Source organism: Vibrio sp. Y2-5 (assembly GCF_014596725.1).
Lineage (GTDB): Bacteria > Pseudomonadota > Gammaproteobacteria > Enterobacterales > Vibrionaceae > Vibrio.
This window is the reverse complement of record NZ_JACVEG010000003.1, coordinates 594,726-608,111: the sequence shown is the minus strand read 5'-3', so window position 1 is coordinate 608,111 and position 13,386 is coordinate 594,726. Positions and strand designations below refer to the sequence as shown.

12 protein-coding genes are annotated in these 13,386 nt (G+C 44.2%); 7 read left to right on the top strand and 5 right to left on the bottom strand.

Features of this window, described 5'->3' with window-relative positions; translation table 11 throughout:
• Positions 1–27: 27 nt before the first annotated feature.
• Positions 28–903: a LysR family transcriptional regulator gene (locus HUO09_RS12180; RefSeq protein ID WP_167410922.1), complete on the bottom strand. Its 876-nt coding sequence runs from the start codon at positions 901–903 to the stop codon at positions 28–30.
• 236 nt (positions 904–1,139) lie between these two features.
• Here HUO09_RS12180 and HUO09_RS12175 point away from each other — a divergent pair, with 236 nt between their 5' ends.
• The 6 genes from HUO09_RS12175 (at position 1,140) to recR (ending at position 6,939) form a co-directional block, all read left to right on the top strand.
• Complete coding sequence (locus HUO09_RS12175) at positions 1,140–2,243, top strand: response regulator (RefSeq protein ID WP_188234123.1); 1,104 nt, start codon at positions 1,140–1,142, stop codon at positions 2,241–2,243.
• A 361-nt stretch (positions 2,244–2,604) separates the two neighbouring features.
• Positions 2,605–2,997: a YbaN family protein gene (locus HUO09_RS12170; RefSeq protein WP_368484412.1), complete on the top strand. Its 393-nt coding sequence runs from the start codon at positions 2,605–2,607 to the stop codon at positions 2,995–2,997.
• Between the two features lie 137 nt (positions 2,998–3,134).
• Positions 3,135–3,680 carry an adenine phosphoribosyltransferase gene (gene apt / locus HUO09_RS12165; protein WP_042486144.1) on the top strand — a complete coding sequence of 182 codons (546 nt, stop codon included), beginning with the start codon at positions 3,135–3,137 and terminating at the stop codon, positions 3,678–3,680.
• Between the two features lie 90 nt (positions 3,681–3,770).
• Complete coding sequence (dnaX, locus tag HUO09_RS12160; RefSeq protein ID WP_167410920.1) at positions 3,771–5,912, top strand: DNA polymerase III subunit gamma/tau; 2,142 nt, start codon at positions 3,771–3,773, stop codon at positions 5,910–5,912.
• An 80-nt stretch (positions 5,913–5,992) separates the two neighbouring features.
• Positions 5,993–6,322, top strand: a complete 330-nt coding sequence (locus HUO09_RS12155; protein ID WP_167410919.1) for a YbaB/EbfC family nucleoid-associated protein — start codon at positions 5,993–5,995, stop codon at positions 6,320–6,322.
• 14 nt (positions 6,323–6,336) lie between these two features.
• Positions 6,337–6,939, top strand: a complete 603-nt coding sequence (recR, locus tag HUO09_RS12150; protein ID WP_167410918.1) for a recombination mediator RecR — start codon at positions 6,337–6,339, stop codon at positions 6,937–6,939.
• Between the two features lie 52 nt (positions 6,940–6,991).
• Here the strand turns inward: recR and aqpZ are convergent, their stop codons facing one another.
• Positions 6,992–7,693: an aquaporin Z gene (gene aqpZ / locus HUO09_RS12145; RefSeq protein WP_167410917.1), complete on the bottom strand. Its 702-nt coding sequence runs from the start codon at positions 7,691–7,693 to the stop codon at positions 6,992–6,994.
• A 121-nt stretch (positions 7,694–7,814) separates the two neighbouring features.
• Positions 7,815–8,063: a YkgJ family cysteine cluster protein gene (locus HUO09_RS12140; protein WP_167410951.1), complete on the bottom strand. Its 249-nt coding sequence runs from the start codon at positions 8,061–8,063 to the stop codon at positions 7,815–7,817.
• 164 nt (positions 8,064–8,227) lie between these two features.
• Between HUO09_RS12140 and HUO09_RS12135 the strand changes: the two genes are divergently transcribed.
• Positions 8,228–8,677, top strand: coding sequence for a YcgN family cysteine cluster protein (locus HUO09_RS12135; protein WP_167410916.1), 450 nt, complete (start codon positions 8,228–8,230; stop codon positions 8,675–8,677).
• A 155-nt stretch (positions 8,678–8,832) separates the two neighbouring features.
• Here the strand turns inward: HUO09_RS12135 and HUO09_RS12130 are convergent, their stop codons facing one another.
• Positions 8,833–9,924: a hypothetical protein gene (locus tag HUO09_RS12130; RefSeq protein WP_188234122.1), complete on the bottom strand. Its 1,092-nt coding sequence runs from the start codon at positions 9,922–9,924 to the stop codon at positions 8,833–8,835.
• Positions 9,917–13,384, bottom strand: coding sequence for a toxin VasX (locus HUO09_RS12125; protein ID WP_188234121.1), 3,468 nt, complete (start codon positions 13,382–13,384; stop codon positions 9,917–9,919). The genes HUO09_RS12130 and HUO09_RS12125 overlap by 8 nt, the downstream gene beginning before the upstream one ends.
• Positions 13,385–13,386 lie beyond the last annotated feature (2 nt).

Genomic DNA, 13,386 nt, shown 5'->3' with positions numbered 1-13,386 from the left:
AACAAAAAGGGCCGAATGGCCCTTTTTTTAATGCAAGTGGTAGGCGATAACAAAATCGATAAAGAGACGCACTTTTTCCGGAAGGTGGTCTTTATGGTTGTAGAGCATGTAAATATCGCGCGGATTCGCACTCCACTGGTCAAGTACTCGAACCAAACTGCCTTCGGCAATGTATTCGGTGATCATGACGTTCGGCATCAGTGTAATACCTAACCCTTCAGAGCAAGCAATGCGCACCACATCGAGAGTGTTGGCTTGGAAACGACCTTTATCTAAGTTAATGACCGTTTCGCCTTCAGTGTTGGTGAGCTGCCATTTCATTAAAGGATGTCCTTTAAGCAATGAATGTCGGCTCAGCTCTTCCGCATGCTTAGGTGCCGGATTCTTTGCCAAATAAGCCGGGCTTGCAACCAAGATATCTTTTACTTCACTGATTTTACGGGCAATTAAGCTTGAGTCGCGTTGTGGGCCAATTCTGAAAATGACATCCCACTCGGTCGGGTCAAGTTGGTCTGCTTGATTGCTAGTCGTCAGCTCGATATTAATTTCGGGGTACTGCTTCATAAACTCATTGAACATCGGCATCATCAAACGCTTCGTCAGGTTTGAAGGTGAAGAAATTTTAAGTTTGCCTGATGCGCCACGGCATTCATCGGTGATTTCTTCCGCCATTGAAGCCAAACGGTGCAAGAGAGGAGAGCAATCTTTGAAGAAACGTTCCCCAGCTTCGGTAAGAGAGAGTTTACGAGCGTGGCGATTAAGAAGTCTCAAGTTCAATGAATCTTCGAGAGCTTGAATGCGTCGAGTGATCGTTGCAACTGGAATCATCGTTTTGCGAGAAGTTGCCGTGTAACTTCCATTCTCGACCACCAGTCGAAAGAGATTTAGATCGTCTAGTTTCATTTTTCCTGACACATTATTTTACGAATTTGCTTAACTTATACGGATATCTGAAAGCAAAGGTTGAGTCATGTCAACTTGTTTGACGATTTTGAGACATAGCGTACATATAGTATGCAACAAGAGCTGAAAGCGGAATATTTGTATAAATCCTTTTTACTGACTACTTTTTAAATAACTAATTCACCTGCTTTGAAGTCAACGTCATTGCATATAACAACGCATAGTGGGGTTAGGCTATGTACAAAACTCATCCATGTATGGATTCGCAACCGATAGCGGAGTCGATACACAAGAAGCTAATCATGTTGGTTGATGATGACCCCATTTTTAGACGTATCACAAGTGGTTATTTGTCTGCTCAAGGTTATGACGTGATGGAGGCCGAGAACGGCTTAGATGGCCTTAGAAAACTAAGAACTACAGAGCCTGATTTAGTGCTCTGTGACTTGTCGATGCCTGTGTTAGACGGTATAGAGTTTGTCGAAGAAGTCAGTTTAGAGTACCCGTCGCTGCCAATGATCGTTGTGTCTGCGACTGATGAGATGTCTGATGTGGCAAAAGCTCTACGATATGGGATAAAAGATTTTCTCGCCAAGCCAATAGGTAACCACGCTCATTTAGGCTGTGCAATACAAAGCACCTTAGAAGATTCCAACAGCCATATTGTTGAACAACGTGATTTTTCCAGCCAATGGTTCCGTGTTGACGGAGGCGGTGATGTGCCCGAAGAGCAAGAGTTGCATTGGCATTTAGACTTTCTGCGTTCAAACCCAAATGCAGCCCGTGATTTGTTGCACGCCTTGCTGCCTGAAAATGATACTTCACAAGGGGTGTGGAAGTGCAGTTATCGTCTCCTTCAGTCTACAGATACGATGCCGTTAGTCTTTGACTATGCGTGGCTGATGAATGGTCAGTTTGCTTTCTATTTAGTTGATTCATCGACGAATGATGAAGACAACGTTGCCAGTACATTATTGGTGAGAGCACTCTTTCATGATTACTTGCGTAACCTGCGCAGTTTTAGTGCGGATCTCAAAGACTTAGCTGATATTTTAGAAAAAGGGCTTGAATGTTCGCCTTGCGCGAAACCTGTGTCGGCGCTGTTTGGTTTGGCTGACTTAACGGACGGTACACTGTCTATTTTGCCTGCAGGGCTGGATAGCCAGTGGTCAAACGGTTATATGACGCAACATATTTCTGCAGGTGTGAATCTTGGTGAAAACTGCATGAAAAACTTTATTACCAAAGATCTTCTGATTCACGGAGGGTGTCAGCTTTCCTTGGGTAAGATAGGTGTAAGTAGTTTTTCTCTTGATATTCATCGTGGTGCCGGAGCATAAGGCTTCGGTCGCTACACTCAGTTATTGATGCTTACTCTTACGCATAGTGTGAGCCCAGTATCTACTCGCCAATAACCACACAATTACTCTGTGTTTAAGTTGAATTGTTTAAGGTATAGTCTGCGCCGAAAACAATGATGCATCAATTCGTTTACTTGTCATTAACGAGATGCAATAACAAGACTCAACACACAAGCTCAGAGATGTACCCATGGCAGACAAAGATTTTAAAGAACCATATAACGTTTTATACTTTTTAGGTTTTATTGCAGCCCTATTGATCCCAACGCTTCCAGCAACATTGACTTGGATTCGCGTATTTAGTGGATACGAGGGCTTCTAATTATTTAGAGGTTTCACCATCAGTATTCGTCGCTATATCTATAATATTGTTGGTGCTGTGAGTGTATGCCTAGGCATTCTGGGCATCATCCTTCCTTTGCTACCAACCACCCCTTTTATCTTGTTAGCCAGTGCTTGCTTCGTCAGAGGAAGCCCAAGCTTTCATCGCTGGTTGCATCAACACGCCTTATTCGGCCCTATTTTAGAAAATTGGCATCAGAATCGAGCTGTTTCCAAGAAAGTGAAGATTCGAGGAACCGTATTTATCATTGCCAGTTTTTCATTTTCTATCTGGTTTGTGCCTCATTTTTGGTTAAAACTTCTACTGTTTTTTGGGCTTGTGGTATTGATCACTGGGTTTCAGCGTATACCTACCTACGAGCTGGTTGCTAACCAGCAAGAAAATCACTAGCATTAGCGGGAAGTGTGCCCACTCTTCGTAGTGGGCGTTTGTTTTTTCGGCGCTATGAAATATTAATTTAGGGTGTGCCGGAATTTTAATACCAGTACATAAGTTCTTGTACTGAATGAACCGAAGTTAATTTAGTTATGACAACCGAAACTCTTTCACTGATCAAATCAAGCATCAAATCAATTCAAGACTATCCAAAGCCAGGAATCTTGTTCCGTGACGTAACGAGTCTGTTGGAAGATGCTCAAGCATATCAAGCAACTATTCAGTTATTGGTTGATAAGTACAAGGATATGGGATTTACCAAGGTTGTAGGTACAGAAGCTCGTGGTTTCCTTTTCGGTGCACCACTAGCTCTAGAACTAGGCGTAGGTTTTGTACCAGTGCGTAAGCCGGGTAAACTGCCTCGTCAAACCATCGCTCAATCTTATGAATTGGAATACGGTACAGACGTACTGGAAATTCATGTCGATGCTATTAAATCAGGCGACAAAGTACTTGTTGTTGATGATCTGCTAGCGACAGGCGGTACTATTGAAGCAACCACTTTGCTGATTCGCCAACTTGGTGGTGAAGTAGAACATGCAGCATTTGTTATCAACCTACCAGAAATTGGTGGTGACAAGCGTTTAGAAGGTTTAGGCTTAAACGTTTACAGCATCTGTGAATTTGAAGGCCACTAATGCCTTTTCAGTCATTGGAGAGGTTGTTTTCTCTACAGCTCAATGACTGAATAGACTAATTAGATATAAACATCTACAACGGAAGGTTTCATGAGTTATCTTGCCTTAGCGCGTAAATGGCGTCCTACCAAGTTTAAAGAAGTGGTAGGGCAGGCCCATGTATTAACAGCTTTAGAAAATGCTTTGGCTCACAATCAGCTTCACCATGCGTATCTTTTCAGTGGTACTCGTGGTGTGGGTAAAACGACGATTGGACGACTTTTTGCGAAAGGGCTCAATTGCGAAACAGGCATAACATCAACGCCGTGTGGCGAGTGTGCAACCTGTAAAGAAATTGACCAAGGACGTTTTGTTGATTTACTAGAAATCGATGCGGCGTCGCGCACCAAAGTTGAAGATACTCGTGAGCTTCTCGATAACGTTCAGTATAAGCCAGCGCGTGGTCGCTTTAAGGTTTATCTGATAGACGAAGTTCACATGCTGTCGCGCCACAGTTTCAATGCATTATTGAAAACGTTGGAAGAACCGCCTGAGTATGTGAAGTTCCTGCTTGCGACCACCGATCCTCAGAAGTTGCCGATGACGATTTTGTCTCGTTGTCTTCAATTTCATCTAAAACCGATCAGTATTGAAAATATTCAGCAGCAGCTTGAGCATGTTCTCAGTGAAGAAAACGTAGCATTTGAGAACAAGGCGTTAGGTCTTATCGCTCATGCCGCTGATGGCAGTATGCGTGACGCATTAAGCTTAACCGATCAGGCAATTGCGCTGGGTAACAATCATGTGAGTAACGATATCGTTTCACACATGTTAGGTACACTTGATACCGACCAAGCACTGCATCTATTGCAATCAATTAGCTCTAAACAGCCACAAATGGTGATGGAGTCAATTGAGACATTTGCGCAGAATGGTGTTGAATGGGATGGGCTTCTTCAGCAGTTAGCGAGCCAATTGCACCGCGTCGCCATGTTTCAGGCACTGCCAGCAAGCCTAGATAAATCTGCACCAGATGCAGATAAAATTGAATGGTTAGCGAAGTCACTGACACCACAGGATGTGCAGCTTTACTATCAAATTGCGTTGAAAGGCCGAGCTGATCTTGCGGCTTCCCCGACAGGGCGAATTGGTATGGAAATGATCGCTTTGAGAATGATGGCATTCAGACCTTCTCAAGTGTCGTTGACTTCTGCGATATCGACGCAGAGTGAGCCCGCAACATTAACAACACAAGCAGAATCATCTGCTCAAGTACCTGTGGCACCTCGCCAGTATGTTGCACCTTCGGCTCCTGTAGCACCAAGTGCTCCGCAACACTCAGCGGTTCCGGCTCAACCTATGCCACAATCAGTGCCAGTTCACAGTCAACCTGTACAAAATCCTGCTGAGCAATATAACGCGCCGCGTGACTCCCAAGCGCCGATGAATCCGGTTTCTCAGCCTGAACCTTATGTTCCCGCAGAGCAGAAAACCGTTGCAGAACCGCCTCAGCAAGAACGCAAAACATCTTCTCCTTTAACAGGGTTAAGACATCAGTTGCGTTCACAGCGTGAAGGTCTGAATCAGCAAGGAAATGTTGGTCAAGGAAATACAGGTCACGGCTCAAAAAAGTCTGAAGCGGCATCAGCAAAACCTACTTCGGTGTTAGAGCGAGTGGCACAACGTGCTCAGAATGCTTCGCCGATGTCGCCAACGTATGAGAGCAATGAACCTGAAGAGCAAGAAGCGTATCAATGGCGTCCAACTCAGCCAGTTGCTGAAGTTGAAGTAAAAAAAGAACTGACACCGACTCAAATTAAAAAATCTTTGGAGCATGAAAAGACTCCAGAGATGACAGCTAAGCTTATTGATGAAGCTTGTGCTCAAAATGAATGGGCGAGTTTGATTCAAAGTTTAGAAACCGCGAAGCTTGTAGAGCAACTGGCACTCAATTCTGTGTATAAGAAGCAGGGGAATGTTATCGAGCTGCTATTGCGCCCCAGCCACGCTCATCTGAATACGGATAAAGCTCAAAGCGAGCTGCTACAAGCGCTTAACGCAAAATTAGGTGAAGAGTGTGTACTTTCAGTCTCTTTAGGCGAAGAAGGGGAAACTCCGCTCGAGTTGCGCGAAAGGCTATACCAAGAGAAACTTTCTCACGCTATGAGCCAACTATCGACAGATCCTAATGTACAATTTATTGAGCGTCGTTTTAGCGCAGAACTCGATAAAGACAGCGTAAGACCAATTTAACCGAAACGGTGGGGTTGAGTTTTTAATCTTTTATCCCCACTGTATGTGAAACAATCCAAGATAAAACCAGAGAGATAAAGATGTTTGGTAAAGGCGGAATGGGCAACTTAATGAAGCAAGCCCAACAAATGCAAGATCGCATGGCTAAAATGCAAGAAGAAATCGCAAACATGGAAATCACCGGAGAATCTGGTGCTGGTCTAGTTAAAGTGACTATCACTGGTAGCCACAGCGTACGTCGTGTTGATATTGATGAAAGCTTGATGGAAGACGACAAAGAAATGCTGGAAGATTTGATTGCAGCTGCGTTTAATGATGCTGCACGTCGTATCGAAGAAGCTTCAAAAGAGAAAATGGCATCAGTTACTGGCGGTATGCAACTACCACCAGGCATGAAGATGCCTTTCTAAAAAGTAGGTGATTGATGCGTACCAGTCATATGCTGGAGCATTTGATGGAGGCCTTACGTTGTCTGCCTGGGGTTGGTCCCAAGTCTGCCCAACGTATGGCCTTTCATTTGTTACAGCGCGACAGAAAAGGTGGGTTACTTCTCGCTGAAGCTCTTGGTCAGGCAATGGTGGATATCGGCCATTGCAGCGAATGCCGAACATTCACTGAAGAAGAAACCTGTCATATCTGTAACAATCCTAAACGTCAGGAAAACGGGCAGCTTTGTGTTGTTGAAAGCCCTGCGGACATTGCAGCTTTAGAAGCAACAGGCCAGTTTTCTGGGCGTTACTTTGTTTTGATGGGACACTTGTCTCCACTTGATGGCATCGGCCCAAGTGATATTGGATTAGATGTTCTGGATTTCCGTCTTCAAAAAGGCGGGATCAGCGAAGTTATTTTAGCAACCAATCCGACGGTAGAAGGCGAAGCGACAGCGCACTATATCGCAGAGCTATGTCGTGAACATCAGATCTCTGCAAGTCGTATTGCTCATGGTGTACCTGTTGGTGGTGAATTAGAGTTGGTTGATGGCACAACGTTGTCCCACTCTTTGTTAGGTCGCCAAAAGCTTTCCTAAATTCGATTTAGAATCCAGAGCCGCTGCTTGTCACAGCGGCTTTTGTTTATCTTCAATCGATCTCTTTTATTTCGCCATCGACAATTTTATAGACAATGGCTCCGATCATTCCGCCCACAATGGGTGCTACCCAGAACAACCACAATTGCGACATTGCCCAGTCACCAACAAAAACGGCCACGCCCGTGCTTCGAGCGGGGTTAACCGACGTATTCGTCACCGGAATACTGATCAGGTGAATGAGCGTCAAACACAAGCCGATAGCTATCGGAGCAAAACCTTTCGGTGCTCGGGAGTCCGTCGCGCCCATAATGACGAACAAAAAGACGCCTGTCATGACCAATTCGCACACCAAAGCGGCCATGAAAGAGTATCCGCCGGGAGAGTGCTCGCCATAACCATTGCTTGCAAATCCTGATGCAGCAATATCAAAACCGGATTGACCTGTTGCGATGACATACAATACGCCGCCAGCAATTACGCCACCAATGACTTGGGCGAGAACATAAGGGAGAATATCTTTACTTTCAAATCGACCGCCAGCCCATAAACCGAAGGTAACAGCAGGATTTAGATGGCAACCTGAGATATGACCGATGGCAAAAGCCATGGTGAGAACCGTTAAACCAAAAGCGAGTGATACGCCTAGTAAGCCAATGCCGACATCGGGGAATCCAGCGGCTAAAACTGCGCTGCCACAACCTCCGAGAACCAACCAAAATGTACCTACTAGCTCTGCAAGATATTTCTTCATAGTCACATTCCTATATGTAACAAAGACACATCTGAAGCGTAGTAGAAAAAGGCAACTCACTTAGAGTAAAGGGAAATTATTCTGTTTCAAAAGTGGTACTTAGATCTAAAAATGGCTGATATTACGTCAATTGTTCGAGCTCAATGAGATTTTGCAGAGCTTCTTGATTGGTTGAGCCACACACGTCTGGGCAGGGTTTGAAATAGTGGCAGACATTCGGTCTCTCCGGCTTGCCAAACAACTTACATAAGTTATCGTCATTCAATTGAATGCATCGTACACCGGCAGGCTTACCGTTTGGCATACCTGGAATTGGAGAAGATATGCTAGGTGCGATACAACATGCACCACATCCAAGTCGACAATTCATCATGACCTACTGCAAGTAAAAGCAAAAAGAAGGGCGCAGATGTTAACAGAAAAAGCAGCGTCGGTAGACATTTTACGACGTTTTTTTCAACATATTTGTCCTTGAATTTTATGTGGTGGGGCGGTATAACACGTCCCCCGGTTACAGACAGAAAGAATTCAGCAATGACAACACCATTTTGGGAAAGCAAAACACTAGAGCAAATGACAGAAGCAGAGTGGGAGTCACTGTGTGATGGCTGCGGTAAGTGTTGCTTGCATAAGCTGATGGATGAAGACAGCGATGAGGTGTATTACACCAACGTTGCTTGTAGCTGGCTAAATAGCAATACCTGTGCTTGTAAAGACTACCCAAACCGTTTTGAATCAGGTGAAGAGTGCTTGAAACTCACGCGCGACAAAATCGATGAGTTCCACTGGCTTCCAGATACCTGCGCATACCGATTACTGTCTCAAGGTGAACCGCTACCACAATGGCACCCGCTCATCACCGGCTCAAAAGCCGCAATGCACGCCGCAGGTGAAAGTGTCCGCAATAAAGTCGTATATGAAATCGATGTTGTGAATTGGGAAGATCACATTCAAAACTTACCTGAATGGGCTAAAAAGAGTTAGTTAACTTTAAAAGTTGAGAATAGCTTTTAGTGAGCCATATATTTAGTTTGGTACAGCGACGCTAGAAGGGAGGTGCGTCTACCACATTCAAGCTGATTTGAAATAGTAAAAAGACGTACCGATTTTTTATAACTAAGGGAAAAAAACGGCTTTGCCTATTCAATATTAACTTCCTCTTTCTGCATGTATCGAGTACAAGCGTCACCAATTGATAGAATAGTATGCCCTTGAGCATATTCATTGCGTGCCAGCATGTCGTTCACATGCTTAAGCTGCACACTCGGTTGTTGCCATTCACTTTCTGGTAGCTGTTTACTCCACTCTTCTACCTCGGTAAAGGCTTCGGTGCGTTGATTGAGTTTGCGCATTTCATAGTTCACTCGCCAAATTCCCAGCATGGTGCCGTTGATATACCACCAGAATTTGGTCGCATTGCTGAACTCTTCCCTTTTAATCTTATGAGCCTGGCAGTGCTGTTCAATAACACCTTCTAACGTCAGTGGGGCGGGTTCACCAATGGCGTCAGCGCCTTGTTCCATAAAGGTACGAATCATCTCCCAGATGGAGGCAGCATGAAATTTATCAATAGCGCCTATCCGCAATGCTGACCAGAAATTGCCGTAGTTCTCTTCATCATTAACCGCTATCACCAGCGAAGCGGAGGAAACGACACCACCGGTTGTGGCGGATACACCTTGGCCTACCATTACGCACACCTTTTCCCAAGGTACAGCGCGGGTTTCTATTTTTTTAAGCTCTTTATTCCAGCGTGAAAACAACACCTCACGGCGTTGGCGATGAAAACGGCAGGGTATCGTTTGAGAGAGCATGGCTCGAGCAGAAGTTACGACTTTATAGTTAATGACAAGCGATAGGCATAAAGGACTAAATGTCGCAAAAAGCGCACCAAAAAAATCAAATGTATCAAATTGCTGTTGCCACTCTCCATTAATCAATACTTCTTTGTATGACCCTATGTAAATGCCATAGAAGCCGCCAAAATTACTATAGAACCAAGCGAATGAAAAAAAACCCATTAAAAAATACATCCACATTAACTGGGTTTGAAATATCATCCCACCCGCGCCACCCAAATCAATATAGTGTTCGGTTTTTTTAATTAACTGATCACACTGTTTGGCTCTGGGTAACAGAGTTTTTACTGGCAGAGGGCTAAGCACATGGCTAGAGCCGAATAATTTATCGGTTCGCTGCCCGGCCACAAATGGAAATAAAGAGTTATTCATGCTCTGCCTCTGTTTTGTTAACGATTGACGTTAGCGAAGAAGATAACTGCTTTTTTTCAACAGCTTGAATATCGCCTTCTTCCAATAACTCAATATCATACCAATCTTGGGTGTCCTGACTACCTAAGTTGTGTAAATCCAAAGTAAACCGTGCGCCCCGTTGTTCGACAAACAATATGGTTCCATAAATGGTGGTCACTTCCACCATTAGATCTAAGTAGCGTAAATTTTTCTGGCGTTGAAAATCCTGCGGCCAATCCATTTCATAAATGGTATTAATACCGTCATAGATTACGCGGCTGTACTTTATCAACTCTGCGGTAAGATTTATTGGCTCCTCACTGGATAATACGACCCCATAACCCGCTAACCTAACCTGAGTCGGTGTCGCCATCGGCACGACTATACGTAATGTCTTTAGACGATGTTTGGTGACCTGTGTGGCCCAGTTGCCACTGGCAGACATAAACTCCTGTTTATAAGCCTCTGTACACACTCGAACGACGGGTGTTTGAGTGGCCTCCAGCCACTTGGTAAACTGCATATCATAGTCCCAGTCTTCCTTGTTGTGCCAAAACCAAATACCATTTTTCCCCCACGAAGATTGACTGATCCAGTTCATCAATGGAGTAGACTGTAAAAAGTTATACCCTACTTCACCCAGCAGAATGAGTGCAGAGGCGGTTAACATCCAAGGGTTTGCCCGGGCTACCACCCCAAAAGTTTGTTCTGCTGCTACTGTCCAAGTAATTTGCCCTTGCGCAGCAGACATCGCCAATCCTGCACCTTTAAACGCTACTTTGCCAGCATGCCAAGCTTGTAGCGCATCGCCAGTCATCGCCATAGATGCCGCTAATAGCGGCGCAATATCACCTTGGCGCCAACTCTGGCTAATTTTTTGTGATTGTTTATAGATATCTAACAAACTAGAGCCAGCGGTCAACCAAGACACAGAAGCTGTTCCAATCGTGACGACCTTACCGATGGCAAATTCATTGGCCTCTGTCGCCAGCTTAATCCAGTCCAGCCTGGCTTTTATTTTTAACACTTCAACTGCAACTGATGTTCCTGCCGCCAAAAAGCTTGTAAAGGATGCAAAATAGTCTGCGAATTTTGCACGAGTTAAAGCTGATTTTTGCGCAAACTCCTGCTGAGTATTACCCCAGTTCCAGGCATTAATCGCAAAAATCACCAGTGAGACACTGCCGCTACCTATAGCTCCTTTTATGCCTTTACCCTCAGAAACACCATACAACAATTCATTGGTTAGCACTTTTCGTCTTAACAGCAACAGTTCGTTGATGTCATTGGCAGTAGCTCCTGAAGCCTTAACTGTGATATGAGAAGGTAAGTGGGCTTGCCCCGTTCTGGCTACTGGCTCTGAACTGGCCGCTAACGCCATTAAGGTTTGCTGCGACTCTTCCGTTAATAGTTTTATTTGACGTGTGTAATCAGCTCGAAAAGCATCTTTCTGCGCTTTGGTAAAACCTTTGGACTGCGTTTCAACATTGTTGCGTTTGGTTAACAGTTCTTCGGCTTGCGCTCGAATACTCTCCAGTTTCGAAAAATGCTGATTAAAGTGCTCAATACCCGCATTGCCACCAACGTCAAAAATCACATTGGCGTTCTTTTTGTGCACCAGCAGTGTGGCGATAATTCCCGGCCTAGCCTGATAAATGAGAGAGTTAGCTCTCCCTTGGGCAGTATTTAAGTTGTTTACTAATTCGTTTAGCTCATCCAGTGCGAAACTTGATAATTTCGACCCAAAGCGATTGAGCTGCGTTTTTACTTCATCTGGAACATCATCGAACTCTATCAAATGTTGCCCTTGAAGCAGATCCTGGAATTCACGCAGCCCCGACAAGCCATCTAAGGTCCCATCGACACCGTCTTTAACGCCTTTAATCGGAGGGATATATTTTGCCCACTCTTTCCAGTCGTTATACTTCGCTTCTACGGTACCGATATGTTCATTATTACTCACATAAGTGTGCAAGTTTTGTTCACCCACGGAGGCATAGAAAAAGTCTCGCACTATTTTCTTATTTTCTTCATCTTCTGCTAAGTTTTCCAGCCAATGATTTTCACTGAGTAAACGGGCAACAAAAGCATCTTTATTTTCTTTGTCAAAAACAGGGATGACATCATAAGCAAAAGGCAGAACCGATACTCGGTCATTCTCGATCATATCTGTCAGCTGACGCCATTGGTTAATGTTGCTTTGAGCATCACGATACCAGTTTTCCATCTCATCGTATTCGATACGAGCGAGGATCCCTCTGTCACCTAGCCAACCGCCAAATTCACCTTCAACGAGCTTATCGTTATCTTTCTTAACCTGATGGAAAAAGGATTCTAGCTCGGTCTGAGTAATGCCAATGTCTTGAGCCATTTGATTGTTTAACAGACGTTGTTGCTGATAATTTTCAAATTCTGGAGATGACTGAATACTATCCACAGACAAAGAATAGCGAGAATGAGGGGCACTTGTTTTGTCAGCAACCAAATTCCAATACAACTTCTTGGCTTGTTGATAAGCAATAAATCGCTCTTTTAGATCTTGCTCATGTACTGAGATGTATTGTGTAAGCTTTCCATTATTAGTATTTGCATTAAATTGCTGCTCTCCTATTTCAATAAGCAACTTGATTTGAGATGCGGCAAAATATTTAGCCCTGTTATTATCTTGCTCAAACCAATCCACTTCCATGTTGTTGATGCTGATATCACAACTCGCCAGCTCCGTCATAATTCCCATAGGGTCTTCCAGAACCAATACTGCTGAGTCTTGTTTATATTCAGGTTTCACATGACTTAGCAGGGCATCTGCTTGGTAAGTTTCCGGCTTTTCCTCAAGCCAACACCACTGAAACGGTTCCTCATAATCACTTTTACGCGGTTCACAATCCGCTAAATTTTGTTCTAACGCACTGGTCGGTAATAAATGTTTGCTACCGCTTAAACAATCGAATTCTCCAAGGTTACAACTTTGCATCATCTTTGAACGTAACGGCTCTGACCTCAGCAGATGCGATTGAAGTTTTGGCGAAATTTTAGTTGGACTAAATAAGACTTCGATGTTTCCACTTCTTTCAACAATTAGCCCTGTTTTTGATTCAACATATACGTACTCCTGACCGCTAGAATCTCCTTCGAGATACTGCTGATCAAGCTTCTTTAATTCCCCTTTACCCGAGATCTCATAGACGTAAATAATATCGTTGCGCTGACTATGTATGACGTATAGGTATCCACTTTCTACTGGTCTGACACCAACAGGTCTGAATGACACTTTTGATTCTAATTTACTGGATACAGCAGGATGGGCTGGCTTAGACTCTACTAGCCCATATCTCACAGGAATAAGCTGCAGTTTATTCTTTTTCAACGGACAGGTTCCTACAGGGCTTTGAGAATCCTTTGTCGAAGCTGTGTTTGCACTCTCATTGGCATTGCTCATTA

Bases quoted from the DNA above. Each gene is read 5' to 3' on its own strand.
- HUO09_RS12180 (WP_167410922.1), bottom strand. From the start codon at position 903: ATGAAACTAGACGATCTAAATCTCTTTCGACTGGTGGTCGAGAATGGA.
- HUO09_RS12175 (WP_188234123.1), top strand. From the start codon at position 1,140: ATGTACAAAACTCATCCATGTATGGATTCGCAACCGATAGCGGAGTCG.
- apt (WP_042486144.1), top strand. From the start codon at position 3,135: ATGACAACCGAAACTCTTTCACTGATCAAATCAAGCATCAAATCAATT.
- dnaX (WP_167410920.1), top strand. From the start codon at position 3,771: ATGAGTTATCTTGCCTTAGCGCGTAAATGGCGTCCTACCAAGTTTAAA.
- HUO09_RS12155 (WP_167410919.1), top strand. From the start codon at position 5,993: ATGTTTGGTAAAGGCGGAATGGGCAACTTAATGAAGCAAGCCCAACAA.
- recR (WP_167410918.1), top strand. From the start codon at position 6,337: ATGCGTACCAGTCATATGCTGGAGCATTTGATGGAGGCCTTACGTTGT.
- aqpZ (WP_167410917.1), bottom strand. From the start codon at position 7,693: ATGAAGAAATATCTTGCAGAGCTAGTAGGTACATTTTGGTTGGTTCTC.
- HUO09_RS12140 (WP_167410951.1), bottom strand. From the start codon at position 8,063: ATGAATTGTCGACTTGGATGTGGTGCATGTTGTATCGCACCTAGCATA.
- HUO09_RS12135 (WP_167410916.1), top strand. From the start codon at position 8,228: ATGACAACACCATTTTGGGAAAGCAAAACACTAGAGCAAATGACAGAA.
- HUO09_RS12130 (WP_188234122.1), bottom strand. From the start codon at position 9,924: ATGAATAACTCTTTATTTCCATTTGTGGCCGGGCAGCGAACCGATAAA.
- HUO09_RS12125 (WP_188234121.1), bottom strand. From the start codon at position 13,384: ATGAGCAATGCCAATGAGAGTGCAAACACAGCTTCGACAAAGGATTCT.